This window comes from Paenibacillus amylolyticus, assembly GCF_051136285.1.
GTDB classification, from domain to species: Bacteria; Bacillota; Bacilli; order Paenibacillales; family Paenibacillaceae; genus Paenibacillus; species Paenibacillus amylolyticus_F.
On sequence record NZ_CP194938.1, the window covers coordinates 1,362,493 to 1,377,479 of the forward strand.

The following is a 14,987-nucleotide window of genomic DNA, read 5'->3' on the forward strand; positions in this document are numbered from 1 at the left end:
AATATCCATTTGACAAGCCCGAAAAGGCAATGGTATAATTATTAGAAAGTAAACATTTTAAATTTATGTTAATTAATTCTAATTCCTGAAAACCATTTTATATTCTACCAGTGACAGCGTCCCGATGCAAGCGGAGACGTTATTTGTTGTTTTAACGCTACTTCTTTAAGTCTTCAATTGTTGCCGTCCAGCGAACCAAAGCCCCGATTTGATCTTTTAATTGAAACGTGATGCCAGACGTAATTTCCGCATAAGGTGCCTGATCTATACGAAGTTGAAGGATCGTACACTCATATCGATCTCGCGGGTGAACAGCTTCCGCTAGTTCCGGTAGCAAACGAACTTTAAGTCGTATATGCAATAAACGCTGTCCTTGCACTGCAATTAACGTAGCCTTACCTGTTTCCATCATATTCATACTCGTCTGCGTGCCTTGCCAGAGAGCCAAACGAAGACAGTCTGGGCTTATAGCAATGACTTCCCCCATGCTGATCATAGCCAGATGTGGCCACTGCGTGTCAGTTACGGTCAGCAATTGCAATGCCTCATGCTGCTTGCTCTCCAGATTGCTTCCGTTAAACCATTCCATGAGTTCTACGTCCAACTGCTTTAGCTCCATCTCTTCTCCCCCCCAGTTCGTTCATAATCGTTGTCATTCTTCTCATCTTATATGTTGAATTGATAGACCAAACAACCCGGACGCTTCAGTCCGGGTTTGGTTGTTTCTTTATTGTATCTGATTTTTGCAACTAAGGCCATTTCAGCCAGTTCAGCATACTATCATGTGACTCTTTGTCTTCAGTTGAAGTGTGTACATGGTCTGCGAGCCGGTTCAGCCGTTCCAGCTGATATCCGTAATCATATATAGCCGCGGCCACAATCGATAACCTTAACATGCCGTCCTTATCAACATCGAACTGGGAAATGGCCTGTTCCATAAAATGATCGTTTTCCGTTACAAACTGTGCAGCCTCTTCACCGTTCGGTTTTAATTTGTCTTCGAATTTGAGCAAGGCATGTTCATGGAATTTAATGACCCGTTCGAGATGGGAATCAAAAAACAGATCCATTTCCGGTGTTCGCTGTGCCTGAAAGTAGTGACGTTCTACAGAATCCAGTACATCGTATCCCTTTTGCAGACTTAACAGCATTTGTTTGTATACGACCATCTGACGGGTTTCACTGAATTTGGCACGCTTCATCTTTTTCTGCTCTTCTTCGAACAGATGATATTTGTCTGATAAAGATTTGATTGACCCGCCAAGATTGCTTTTCTCTTCCCGAAAAATAACCTCTTTAATCTCATCCGAGATCGATGTTCGAAGCAGCAATGACATCCCGTTAAACACACTTTGGATCTGCTTTACAAATTGTACCTTTGGTTTAGGAGGAAACACCGAGATGTTAATCAGGAAGGCCGATATAATGCCCACAAGCGTTAACAAGAAGCGATTCAGTGCAAAATGCCAATCTCCCGAGGCTTCCATAATGGATACCACCGTAACCAGTGTCAGCCCTACCGTTTCACCCATATTTAATTTAAGACAAATCATAATAACCAGCACAATAATTAACCCTACGGCGATAGGTTCATTGGACAGCACCATGCCCCCTAGCAAAGCTACAATCGCACCCAGCGTTGTCGTCTGCAACTGATCGAGGAAATACTTCCACGAACGATAGATGGAAGGCTGCATGGCAAATATCGCTGCGATGGCGGCAGGCACAGGAGATTGCGGGTTCAGGAACAAACTGCTCAGAAATAAAGCCAGCGTGACCGCTATACCTGTCTTAAGTACACGTGCCCCAAATGACATGGCATCCCCCTCCTACTACCCGACATGTTCGTTTACATTTGATGATAATCATGTTCATTATTACCCCATATTTCTATTTTGGCCCGAATAAGTTCAGGAGAACGATTTATTGTACCATGAGCACTCGCGCCTTTGCTATTCCCAGTTTCAAAATGCACAACAGAACACAATGAAAAAACTTCATCCTTTCAGCACCTTCTGAGCATAACTTAACCCAAAACAGGCAAAAGGATGAAGCGGATTCAACAAATATGAAAACAAACTTTTCAGCGTCTGGCCCTAGTCACTTAGCGAGTGATCCCCAAACCGATTCTAACGATCCGTACCTGCCCATTCCTGCTTGAACTGCTCCACAAACTGCACCATATAATCATGCCGCTGCTGGGCCAGTTCCTTGCCATAGGACGTGTTCATCAGATCCTTAAGCTTGAATAACTTCTCGTAAAAATGATTGATCGTTGTGCTGCGCCCATTCCGATATTCCTCCCGAGTCATCTGTTCCCTCGGCGGTAAGGAAGGGTCGTACATTTCACGGCCTCGGGCTCCCGAGAATGCAAACGTACGGGCAATGCCGATCGCTCCAAGTGCATCAAGCCGGTCTGCATCCTGCACGACCTGGGCTTCCAGCGAGCCAACCGAATCTCTTTGACCACCCGCATACGATATCGTGCTGATGATGTTCACTACTGACTCACGAGTGGCCGACTTCAGGGGCTGAGTATCCAGCCAAGCATGCAGCTTCGCCATACCGGCCTCCAGACTGTCATTCAACTTCTCATCCGGTACGTCATGCAGCAACGCAGCCAGCTCACATACGAATGGGTCCGCTCCCATGTGCTGAGCCAGTGTGACCGCCAAGGCAGTGACACGCTCAATATGTGACCAGTCATGCCCGTCGGAATGTCTGGATGCTTCTTCCTTCACAAAAGCACAAGCCGCACGCAGAATGGTTTCATTAGTGGATGAATCTAATGTCATCAGGATTCTCCGCCTTCACGAGCTTGTTCACGCGGTACACGTCTTGCCACACCTGTCTTGATTGCCGCTTCAATAACACGACTGCGCATCGATTTGACAATCTTATCATTAAATACACTTGGGATAATGTAATAACGTGTACGCTCTTCATCCGAGATGGACGAGGCGATCGCCTGAGCAGCAGCCAGTTTCATCTCTTCATTAATTTCCGTTGCCCGGCAATCCAATACAGCTCTGAACATACCTGGGAAACAAAGCACGTTATTAATCTGATTCGGATAATCCGAACGTCCTGTCGCCATCACGGCAACGATATCTTCGACAAGTGCAGGCATAATCTCAGGTACGGGATTAGCCATCGCAAATACGATTGGATTGTCCGCCATCGTCTGCACATCCTCGCGAGTCAACAAATTGCCTCGCGATAAACCAATGAATACATCGGCATCCCGAATAACTTCTTGCAAGGAACCCGTCTCCAGATCGGGATTGGTTCGAGCGGCATATTCCGTCCAGACATCACTATCATACGAATTCGTGCGTACGATCGCTCCGTCCCGATCCACACCGATCAACCGCTTCGCACCTGCAGATAAAAGTATATTACTGCAAGCTACACCGGCTGCACCGATACCACACACGACAATTTTCACCTCATCGATAGACTTGCCAACGAGTTTGAGCGCATTGATCAGACCTGCATACAGTACAACGGCTGTACCATGCTGGTCATCGTGAAATACCGGAATATCGAGCTCTTCATTTAACCGGCGTTCGATCTCAAAACAGCGCGGTGAAGAGATATCCTCCAGATTAATGCCGCCAAACGCAGGTGATATCGCTTTCACTGTGCGAATGATCTCTTCTGTATCCTGTGTATCCAGGCAGATCGGGAACGCATCTACACCCGCAAACTGTTTGAACAGCATCGCTTTACCTTCCATGACCGGCATGGCCGCACGCGGACCAATATTGCCAAGTCCCAACACTGCACTACCATCAGAAACCACTGCCACGGTATTCCGTTTGATCGTTAATGAAAAAGCTTTGCCCGGTTCCTCCGATATGGCGGAACATACTCTAGCTACGTCCGGTGTGTACACACGGGAAAGGTCTTCCCGGTTATGAATCGGCGTCTTCGGTGTGACTTCAATTTTGCCGCCCAGATGCAGCAAAAAAGTACGATCCGATACGTTAATGATAGACACGCCTTTAAGCTGGCGTACCGCTTCTATAATTTTGCTGTTATCCTGCGAATCGGTGACCGCGACAGTCAAGTCACGCACACTGACATCCTGATTGGTCGAAATGACGTCAATGGCAATGATGTCTCCCCCAGCTTCCGAGATGGCCGAAGCCACTTCGCCAAACTTGATATCTTTCGTTGTCATTTCCAGCCGAATAATAATGCTGTTGCCGTCCAGATTTCTCTGATTCATTTCAATTCCTCCCAGACAATGAAAGTCTTAAGTTGACAAGTTACGTGTTTGTCTTCGCTACGTGGACACGATTATCCTTTATATTGTCCAAAAAAAGCCCATAAGCCCCATATAAGACAAAATAAAAAAGATTGCCTTAATGCCTATTTGAAGGCCCTAGACAATCTTTTTTAATATTTCTCTATGTGCAAGATTCGTTCGTTCTGCGGATCATTGGATGTATATTCTGAACCTACTTGCGATTTGCTGTTCTGCGCAGTACACGAATATCGTACGGTTGCAAGCTCAAGCTCGCTTCAACCGATTCGCCGCTAAGCACATCTGTGTAAGCATGACGATCCAGTTGAATCTGTTTCTCGTTCTCCGTATAGTTCTGAACGAATACATAATCGGAATCACCGTCTGTACGTACATGTGCTGTCGTTCCTGCAGCAAGGTCTGACTTAAGTCCACGCTCCAGATCCAGTTCTGCAATCAGTTTGCCGTAGAAGTCATCATAGAACGGTGCTTTCATCCGTGCAGCCATATAATAAGCTTTACCGGAACCAATCTCGTTCACAGTCAACGCTGGACGTCCTGCATAGAAATCAGAACGATACACGGCAAGAGATTTTGCACCTTCAAGATGAATCAGATCACAAAGCTCAATTGCATCATACTCCATAGCAAGTCCAAGTTCGTTGCCCTGCGCTGGAATAATTCCGTTCAATTCGCGGTCATGCAGTCCGTCGATTTCCTCAGACCAGATGCCGAGCGTTTTACGCAGAGGACCAGGGAATCCACCCAGGAAACACAGATCGTTCTCGTTCACAATGCCGGACCAGTAGGTGGCAACAAATGTGCCGCCCTGTTCCACGAATTTTTCAATACGCTCTCCCACACCTTCACGAACGAGGTACAGCATGGGTGCCACCAGCACTTTGTATTTGGAAAGATCAGCTTCCATGTCGATGACATCTACAGCTACCCCTTTTTTCCAGAACGCTTCATAGTGAGCTTCCACAGTCTGCTCATATCTCACCCCGATGTTACGCGGTCCCTGTGAGTCGTTCACGGCCCAGCGGTTCTCCCAATCAAAGATAATCGCAACTTCAGCCGGAACGGTAGTCCCCACAATATCCTCCATGCTTTGCAGTGCATGACCTACATCCGTCACATCCTGGAACACACGGGTATACTCAGTTCCCACATGGTCTACTACCGCACCGTGCAGCTTCTCGCTTGAACCGCGGCTTTTTCTCCATTGGAAATACTGTACACTATCTGATCCATGAGCTACCGCCTGCAAAGAAGACAACAAGTGCATACCAGGACGCTTTAATTTACTTACATCCTGCCAGTTTGTAGAGCTTGGTGTGCTCTCCATCAGCAAGAATGGCTGTCCACCTTTGATCGAACGCACAATATCATGCATCATCGCAATCCGGGACGCCTGTTTTGCATCGTCCTCTGCATCATGCCATGTCGGATAGCTGTCCCAGGAGAGGAAATCAAGAATATCCGCGAACTTCCAATAGTTCAAGCCTCCATAAAACTCCATCAAATTCGTCGTTACCGGCAAATTGGGATTTTTGGCCTTGAGTGGTTTTGTCTCATGTACGATAAAATCAGCGGTCTGATCCGTCACGAAACGGCGCCAGTCCAGATTCATGGCATGAACCTGAGTTTCACCATGTGGTGCCGGAGACTCCACTTGACTCCAATCCGTCACCGTATGACTCCAGAACGTTGTCCACCATGAGTGATTCAGCTCATCCAATGTTTTGTACTTGTTCTGAACCCAGCTTCGGAAGGCTTCCTGGCAGTAATCGCAGTGACAGTCTCCACCAAACTCATTGGAGATATGCCATCCAATGACAGCCGGGTGATCCGAGTAACGCTCTGCCAGCTTGCTGTTTATCGCAGTTACTTTTTCCCGGTAAACCGGAGAGGTGTAACAATGGTTATGGCGGAAGCCATGCAGGTTACGAACCCGCTTCTCGGAGACCCGCAGCACTTCAGGATACTTTGCCGACATCCAGGCAGGTCTGGCGCCGCTTGGCGTTGCCAGAAAGGCATAAATTCCGTTCGCCGCGAAACGATCCAACACCTGATCCAGCCATTCAAACGTATAGACACCTTCCTCCGGCTCAAGCGATACCCATGAGAAAATACCGATGGACATCACATTACACTTCGCCAGTTTCATCAACCGAATGTCTTCTTCAAGCACCTCTGGATAACGAAGCCATTGCTCCGGATTATAGTCAGCACCATGTAACATGTGTGGGGCTTTGGAACTTACAGGTGGAAATTTGTATGTCATTATGAAAACTCCCTTGCTGTTGTATTACGATTATTTTGCTTTTGCATGCCTTCTTAAACGAGGGATGTGGCATTCAGCTCTTGCCCTGCCGTTAACGCCTTGAATGATTCGAGCTTGCGTCCTTTAAAATCAAACATCGTCAGATTTCCCCAGTTATTCGGGTGTCCTACAGACCACTCTTCTTTACTCGGAATCCACGCAGGCTCCCAATAATAGAATCCATGTCCCAAACCACCAGGAACTTCACGGATAATCTGTAACATATCCTGCAAGTATTGGGTCTGTCCTTCAATACTTGCCGGATAACCAGGCAGCAACATGTCCTCCTGATTCATGATCCACTCGATGCCTCCTGGCTGTTCAAGCGTCCACGGATATGCGGTTTCAACTACGTTGATTGGTTTGCCATAGCGCTTGGCCAGATCATTCAGGTTGTCACGCAAGGCTTCCAGTGTTCCATGCCACCAAGGGTAATAAGATAGACCGATAACGTCAAATTCTACGCCTAACGCTTCAAAACGATCATAGAATTTGCGGCTTTCGGCGTTGTCACCACCACGGTCAATATGAATCATAATCTGAATCGAAGGATCCACTGATTTTACCGCTGCAATACCATACTTCACAAGCCCTGCAAAACGTTGCCACTGCTCGTCGGTATCATGCTCTTCACCGCTGACACGCCCATCATCCCACAACATGCCTGGTGTAATCTCATTACCAATCTGAACCATATCCGGCAAAGCGTCGTGTTCCTTCAAAGTGCGAAGCACATCCGCTGTATACGTGCACACAGCTAGTTTGAGTTGCTCGTAGGGCAAGTGCTCCCACGCTTTCGGTTTCCACTGATTGGCTGGATCAGCCCAGCGGTCCGAATAATGAAAATCAAGCAGGAACTGTAATCCCTGTGCCTTGATTCGTTTGGCTACTTCTAAAGTGCGCTCCAGATTACAGAATCCACCGACAGGATCATTCCAGATGCGAAGCCTTATCGCATTTGTATCATTCATCTTGAGAATGGTCAGCAAATCTTCCTCTTTGCCGTGCTCATCCTGATATGTGCCCCCATGCTGTTCAATCTCGTCCATAAATGATACATCCATGCCAAGAATGAATGGTTGATTGGTTGATTGATTCAAAATATCAGCCTCCAGTGATTAGGGATTGGGGCTCAGCCTTTTACTGAGCCCAGTGTCATACCTTTTACAAAGAAACGTTGAAGGAATGGATACACAATTAGAATTGGCGCACTTCCGATGAAGATTTGAGCTGCACGCACCGTCGTTTGCGAAATCGTTGCCATTTCCTGCGGATTCATCGCCATTGTACTCATATCACGTTTGATAATGACCGTCTGCATGAAGGTGGCCAAGGGATAATCTTTCGCATTGTTCATGTACAAGAGACCGTCAAACCAGGAGTTCCAGTGAAACACCATGCTGAACAGTGCAATCGTTGCAATGGACGGCATGGATATCGGCAGGAAGATGCTGAACAAGGTTCTGAAATGATTAGCTCCATCGATCAGCGCCGCCTCTTCCAGTTCTTTCGGAATGCCGCGGAAGAAATTAAGCATCAGGATGACCAGGAACGTATTGACTGCACCCGGAAGTACAAGCACCCAGAAGGAATCCATCAGACCAATCTTTTGAATAACCATGTAGAACGGTACCAAACCGCCGTTGAAAATCATGCTGAATACAAAAATCCAGGAGTATACCGTTCTGCCTTTGAACTCACTATTTTCCTTGGACAGCGGATATGCCGCGAGGAAAGTAATCAGGAGTGTAATGCCTGTACCAATGACGGTACGGAGTAGTGAAATCCAGAGTGAGTTCAGGAAAATCGGATTATTCATTGTTTTTTTATAGGCTTCGAGGGAAAACCCTACCGGCCAGAGACTGACCAGATTTGCATCTGCTGCAGCCTTGTTACTGAACGATACAGCTAGTACGTGAATCATTGGCACAATACACATGATAGCAATCAGAATAAGAAAACTGATATTGATGACATTGAAAATGCGATATGATGGTGATTTATGATACATCGTAGTCCCTTCCTTCTCTGTTCATTCGATTAGAATATGCGGTATCCGGCGTATTTCTTAGCCAGGCTGTAGGATACGAGAATTAGAACCATACTGATCACGGATTTGAACAATCCGATCGCAGTTGCAAAACCCATCTCTCCATTTTCCAGCGCCGAGCGATATACGAATGTATCGATGATGTCTCCTGATTGATATACGAGCGGATTGTACAAGTTGAAAATCTGATCGAATCCAGCGTTGAGTACGTTACCCAAAGCCAATGTTCCAACGACCATCAACATCGGTACAAGTGACGGAATCGTAATGTGAAGTGTTTGCTTCCAGCGGTTTGCTCCGTCGATCTCTGCCGCTTCATACAGCGCCGGGTTAATGCCGGCTAGGGCAGCCAGGAAAACAATCATGTTATAACCGAATTCCTTCCACACATCCGTCACAATGATCGTTGGTCGGAACAAGCCGTTATCTCCAAGGAAGAAGTATGGTCCAAGGCCAAATGTGCCGAGCACTCGGTTCACAAGCCCTCCCGTTGACAACAGATCAAGCAGAATCCCGCCCAGGATAACCCAGGACAAGAAGTGAGGCAGATATACCAACGTCTGGATCGTACGCTGAATGGCCATCTTGCGAACCTCATTCAACAAAATAGCGAACACAAACGGGACAAACAAATTAAAAATCAGCTTGAGTACCGCGATGATCAGGGTGTTCCAGATAACCTGCAAACTATCATCACGTTCAAATAAATATCTAAAGTTATCAAGCCCGACCCAATCCGAGCCGCTGATGCCCATCCATGGTTTGTAGTCCTGGAATGCCATAACAATTCCGCCCATAGGCACATAACTGAAAATAATCAGAAAGATGATGGCTGGCAGCAGCATTACGTGGAATGGCCAAGTTCGTTTTAAAGTTCTCATGATTGCTCCCCCTGTAATTCTTCCTACTCAAGTACTCCTGAGTGGCTCTATAGGCAAATTATATCAACCTTCCAGCACCCCCAAACAGCGCATAAAAGCAATATAAATGGCACAAAAGCAACTACTTTGGACATGTACCGGGAGGAGGGACTCCTGACGCAGTTTGGCCACGGATTTACAGGTTTTTTTACGCATTCAGCAACGTTAAAAATAAAAAAGGGGCTGTCCCATAAGTCATAAAAAGACTCGGGATAGCCCCAGTTTTCAAATTTACACAACAAAAAGAAGCCTTTCCTTGGTAAAATGGAAGTGTCGAGCAACCACTTTAAGGAGGGCTTCTTTTGTACATTCAATATACCATGGATCAACTGTTCTTGCCAATGGATTTGGAGACAGATATCCCCGAAAATCATCTTGTGCGTGTCGTGAATGACGCAGTTAACCGCCTGAGCGACTCCATTTTCAACGCCGCATATCCTGGTGGTGGCCGCCACAGCTATCATCCCAAAATGCTCACTAAAATCATCATCTACGCCTACACCCAGCGCATCTATTCTTCCCGGCAAATCGCCAAGGCGGTTCGCGAAAATATCATGTTCATGTGGCTCGCCGCACGCCAAAAACCAGATTTCCGTACCATCAATCGCTTTCGTTCCGAGCGGATGAAAGCAGTGCTCGAAACCGTGTTTACCCATGTGCTGGAGCTGTTGGTTCAGGAGCAATACGTATCCTTGGATCACTATTTTTTGGACGGAACCAAGCTCGAAGCGAATGCGAATCGCTATACCTTTGTGTGGAAAAAAGCCGTCGTCAAGCACCAGGCCAAGCTGCAAGAAAAAGTACATACCTTGTTTCAAGCCATCGAAGAGGCAGAAAACGAAGAGGATGCCGTCCATACCGGGGCCGACCTGCCTGAACTTGGTGAAACCTCGGCGCTCACGGCGGAAAAGCTGGAGCAAGCCGTGAAGCACTTAGAAGAAAAACTCAGCGAAAAACCCAAGGACAAAACCCTCAAAAAAGCGGTGCGCCAGTTGCGGAAGGACTTGCTGCCCCGGTTGCAAAAATATGAGCATCAGCTTCAAACTGTTGGCGAGCGAAACAGCTACAGCAAAACCGACTCGGATGCGACGTTCATGCGAATGAAAGAAGATCACATGCGAAATGGTCAATTGAAGCCTGGATACAATGTACAGATCGGAACAGAAAATCAGTTTGTTTTAGGCTACAGCGTCCACCAGCGGCCTACGGATACCAAATGTCTGAAGCCCCATCTGGATCATCTGGAAAAAATGCTAGGCCAGAAACCCAAGACCGTCATTGCCGATGCGGGGTATGGTAGTGAGGAAAATTACAGTTATCTGGAGGAAAAAACATTCAGGGTATCGTGAAGTACGGGACATACCATAAGGAAAAAACAAGGACTTTTCAGCGAGCTATGGGTAAAGTAGACAACTGGAGTTACAACGAAACGTCAGATACGTGGACCTGTGCGGCTGGACAAACATTACATTTTCGCGTGGAACGTCAGACAGTGACAGAGAGCGGCTACCCGATTCGCACCCGTCATTACCTGAGCGAAGATTGTAGCCAGTGCCCCATGAAATCGATATGCACCAGGGCCCAAGGAGATCGGGAAATTGCCATAAGCCTGACCTACCTGCGGCAAAAAAACGAGATGCGAGAACGCCTGCGCAGCGAGGAAGGATATCGTCTTTCCGTTCGGCGCATGATCGAGCCTGAAAGTGTGTTTGGACAAATGAAAAACAATCGGGGATTCCGAAGATTCCTGCTTCGCGGCTTGCAAAAAGTAAGCCTGGAGGTCGGGTGGCTTTGCCTTGCCCATAATCTGCTCAAAAAAGCGACAATGGCGGAAAAACGTAAACGAGACCAATCAGGATGAACCTCTGCTTGGTCTCGTTTGGACGTATCGGTGTTCCTTCTCTTCACCGATGTTCTTTTTTAAAGGCTTTTGAGACAGCCCCCTCTCTTACTTTTCTCTTTTCACTTGCGTAAATCGGATTATTTTTTCACGCCGTCATACCACGTGTTAACTTCTTGCGTGATTTGATCGCCGCCACCGGATTTCCAAGTTTGAATAAAAGTATCAAACGAGTCTACCGGGCTCTTGCCATAGATAATTTCATTAAACGTTTGGTTCTCGATTTTGTTAAGGTAGTCGAGTTTGGATTTCATTGTTTTTGTTGTAGGGCCTGTGAACATGTTTTTGAACGAGATATCTTTCTGTTCCAGCAACACTTTTGCCGCTGCAGGTGTCTCTTTACCATAGTTCGCAGCAACATCTTTTTCCAGCTTGGTTTCCGGCTCTTTGCCATTGGCCAAATTCATCAAAGCTTTCATCTGTGCGTCTGGAATACGGGCACCATCACGCACGAGCAAATAACGTACGACGTTGACATGTCCGCCATCAATGTCTTCATAGCGTTTTTGTTTTCCGTTTGCATCTAATTGATAGTCATAGCCTGCAAAAAGACCGTTGTCATATTCACTTCCTGGTTTCGGATCTGCATAATTATCAAACAGATAGTTTTGATACGTAAAGAAGGCTTCTGGGTGAGCCATATCTTTCTTGATCAAAGTAACACCATTGACAAATGCTGTACCATGACGCATCGCTTTGCCATCAGGACCACTTGGAATCTCAATTGGTTTCCAAACTGCACCTGGGACATTTTTCACCGTATCGTTCAGTGGCCATCCGCTCATCCAGTAAGGACCTGGAATAATGCCGGCCGTACCTGCAACTGCCGGTTCTGCCGTTTTGTTTTCATCCCACAGCGCTGCTTCCTGAGGAATATAACCTTTTGTCAGCCATTCATTCAGCTTCGTCAAACCTTGTTTCATACCTGGATTAATAGAACCATACTCCAGCTTGCCATCTGCACCTACATTCCATTGTTGCGGTAATGTACCATATGCGCCGAAGATCCAGGATGGATCGCCCATCCAGGTGTTCATGGACTTCTTGAAACCAATGCTGAGCGGTGTTACTTTGTCTGGAGCCAATCCATCCGGATTTTTATTTTTGAACGCTTCCATTACGGCTTCCAGCTCGTCAATGGTTTTTGGCGCTTTCATATTCAGCTTGTCCAGCCAGTCTTGACGAATCCAGAGCAAGTAATCGTTGTTGTACGCGTAATCCAGTACGGGAATACCCATTTTTTTACCGTCACGGCTGTATTGATTCCATACGTTTGGATCTTGCTCCATTGCTTTTTTCCATGTGTCTGAAGCATATTTATCAAACAACGGTCCAACTTCCTGATACATACCAGAGTCAATCAAATCTTGAGCAACCAGATTGTCCGGTTGTCCAATCGTAACGATATCAGGCATTTCCTGACCAGAGGACATCGCCAAACGAAGTTTGGTTGCAAATGCACTGTTTGTATCGGTTACAGACCAAAGGGATTTAATATCAATACCGAATTTGTCCTTCGCCCATTTGGTAGCGACGTTATTTTCCATCGATTCGCCATTTTTGAATTTCAGTTCCGGGTCAATTCCCCATGCGGTTGTGATCGTCACTGCCGGGTCATACTTTTCCTTGTATTCATTTTGAGCTCCCGTGGAGCTTGGTGTTGCACTCTCTTTGCTTTCATTGCCGCCCGAACATCCTGCAAGCACGACAGTCAGACACAGCGTTGTAGCGAGAAGCGACAAGAATCTCTTTTTCGTTGATTGCGCTCTCATGTTGTTCCCCCTTAAATCGTTTTGGTTACCCTTTCATTATAGGACGGGTCAGGTACATCAGCCTATGATACGAAATCAAGATTTCTGCACCTTTACCAACCTATATGCTCGAATCATGTTGTATTTATGTCTGATCGCGGAATTCATTTGGTGTTAACCCATAATGTTTTTTGAACATTTTGCTGAAATATTGCGGATTTTGATACCCCAGTTCACTCGTAATCTCATATATTTTTTTATTTGTGTTTTTGAGCAGATACAACGCACGTTCCATACGCATACGAATCATATAATCTCCCAGCCCCTCGCCTGTCTCGGCTTTGTATATCTTCGAAAGGTATACCGGATGTAAGTAGACTTTATCCGCGATCATCTTCACGGAGAGATCCTGCCCGGTGTCTCTGGTTACCAGTTCCTGTACTTGTTTAATGACATGTCTGCGGCTTTGTGCACCTTCCTGGTCTGACAGTTCCTCCTGCAGCTTCGCCAGCATGTCCATCGCCCAGCGCCGCAACTTCTCTGGAGATTGGATTAACTGATGAGCCAGTAACAGGTCAAACCCCGCATGATCAATCTCATGAACCAAGTGACCCTGTTTGTGGGCGATGTACATAAAAGCATTGGTAACCGACAAGTACATCTCGTACACATGTTCTCTGGATAAACAAACCCGCTCCGCCGCATCAAATACAGCATTCAACTTTGCGGCTGCTGCCTCCCATTGTTTGGTCTCCAGCAGCTGAGGCAATACCGGTGGTTTGTATAACTCGTCAAGAGCCTGAGCAGCATCATTGTCAGGACGCTTGTTTATCGTATTTTCCATATCGATATAGATGATTTTATGCTCTTCCGGTCCCGAGAGAATAAGAGATCCCAGACTTTTTCGATACATGTTCGTGAGTTCATGAAAAGGAAATGGCGGGGTCACAACGACGGACAAATCCCCTTGAAGGTAACGCACTACATGCTCCCGGAAAGTCTGAGCCGCATCTCGCATGGTGTTATTCCCTACCGGAGATACCCCTTCCATATCCCGGTTCTGCAAAAACATAACCAAACAATCATGAGGCCCGCGGCTGAACCAGACATGGTATGTCTCTCCTAGCACTTCCTCAGCGATATTCCCCACAGCAAAATCCATCAGATCAAGCGATTGATCATCCATAGTCGTAAAACGTCCGGTAAGCCGAATCAACATCATCACCGCAGGCTGCTCCGGCTCCATATGAAGCTCATATTGTTCTAACTGCTCCCGCACAGCTTTCGATGAAATCTCTCGACCAAGCAACAAATCATGCATAAGATTCTCTCTTAAAATTTTGTAATCCGATTTACGACTGTATAGCAGACGATGATACTTGTCGAACTCATCCCACTCATCCCGCAGTGAGGTAATCGCCGCTGAAACCGAATGCATCAACTCATCATCATTAACTGGCTTCAAAATGTAATCAGAAGCCTGCAATTGAATCGCTTTTTTGGCGTACTCAAAGTCACTGTGACCTGTCAGCAGAATACAGCGTACATGAGGCCAGCGCAGGTTCACTTCCGCAATCAGCTCAAGACCTGTCATACCGGGCATCCGAATGTCTGTAACAACGATGTCCACAGCATTTTCCTCGATGATTTCCAGTGCTTCCTTGCCCGATGCTGCACGCAGCACCGTCGAGACTCCAAGCTCCCCCCAAGGAATCGTTAACTCCAAACTTTCCGTTACATACGTTTCATCATCAACAAGTAATATATCGATCAATTGAGTCACTCCCT

The 14,987-nt window shown here is 46.6% G+C and carries 10 protein-coding genes and 1 pseudogene; 1 reads left to right on the forward strand and 10 read right to left on the reverse strand.

The window, feature by feature from the left end; translation table 11 throughout:
• Positions 1–157: 157 nt before the first annotated feature.
• From ACR8BL_RS06070 to ACR8BL_RS06105, 8 genes are all read right to left on the reverse strand, one after another.
• A complete protein-coding gene (locus ACR8BL_RS06070; RefSeq protein ID WP_434751773.1) occupies positions 158–619 on the reverse strand; it encodes a pyridoxamine 5'-phosphate oxidase family protein in 462 nt (153 codons plus the stop codon).
• Positions 620–749: 130 nt separating this feature from the next.
• Positions 750–1,817, reverse strand: coding sequence for an FUSC family protein (locus ACR8BL_RS06075; RefSeq protein ID WP_434751774.1), 1,068 nt, complete (start codon positions 1,815–1,817; stop codon positions 750–752).
• 312 nt (positions 1,818–2,129) lie between these two features.
• Positions 2,130–2,795: an HD domain-containing protein gene (locus tag ACR8BL_RS06080; RefSeq protein WP_434751775.1), complete on the reverse strand. Its 666-nt coding sequence runs from the start codon at positions 2,793–2,795 to the stop codon at positions 2,130–2,132.
• Positions 2,795–4,234, reverse strand: coding sequence for an NAD-dependent malic enzyme (locus ACR8BL_RS06085; protein WP_434751776.1), 1,440 nt, complete (start codon positions 4,232–4,234; stop codon positions 2,795–2,797). The genes ACR8BL_RS06080 and ACR8BL_RS06085 overlap by 1 nt, the downstream gene beginning before the upstream one ends.
• Before the next feature lie 232 nt (positions 4,235–4,466).
• A complete protein-coding gene (locus tag ACR8BL_RS06090; protein WP_434751777.1) occupies positions 4,467–6,539 on the reverse strand; it encodes a beta-galactosidase in 2,073 nt (690 codons plus the stop codon).
• A 53-nt stretch (positions 6,540–6,592) separates the two neighbouring features.
• Positions 6,593–7,678, reverse strand: a complete 1,086-nt coding sequence (locus ACR8BL_RS06095; protein WP_434756608.1) for a glycoside hydrolase family 53 protein — start codon at positions 7,676–7,678, stop codon at positions 6,593–6,595.
• A 32-nt stretch (positions 7,679–7,710) separates the two neighbouring features.
• Positions 7,711–8,589, reverse strand: a complete 879-nt coding sequence (locus ACR8BL_RS06100; protein ID WP_090924410.1) for a carbohydrate ABC transporter permease — start codon at positions 8,587–8,589, stop codon at positions 7,711–7,713.
• Positions 8,590–8,618: 29 nt separating this feature from the next.
• Positions 8,619–9,509 (reverse strand): ABC transporter permease, encoded by an 891-nt coding sequence (locus ACR8BL_RS06105; protein ID WP_434751779.1) that lies wholly within the window; start codon positions 9,507–9,509, stop codon positions 8,619–8,621.
• 341 nt (positions 9,510–9,850) lie between these two features.
• Here ACR8BL_RS06105 and ACR8BL_RS06110 point away from each other — a divergent pair.
• Positions 9,851–11,409: pseudogene (locus ACR8BL_RS06110) on the forward strand (IS1182 family transposase).
• 119 nt (positions 11,410–11,528) lie between these two features.
• Here ACR8BL_RS06110 and ACR8BL_RS06115 read toward each other — a convergent pair.
• Both ACR8BL_RS06115 and ACR8BL_RS06120 read right to left on the reverse strand, forming a co-directional pair.
• Positions 11,529–13,220, reverse strand: a complete 1,692-nt coding sequence (locus ACR8BL_RS06115) for a sugar ABC transporter (protein WP_434751780.1) — start codon at positions 13,218–13,220, stop codon at positions 11,529–11,531.
• Positions 13,221–13,344: 124 nt separating this feature from the next.
• Positions 13,345–14,973: a response regulator transcription factor gene (locus tag ACR8BL_RS06120; protein WP_434751781.1), complete on the reverse strand. Its 1,629-nt coding sequence runs from the start codon at positions 14,971–14,973 to the stop codon at positions 13,345–13,347.
• Positions 14,974–14,987: the final 14 nt, after the last annotated feature.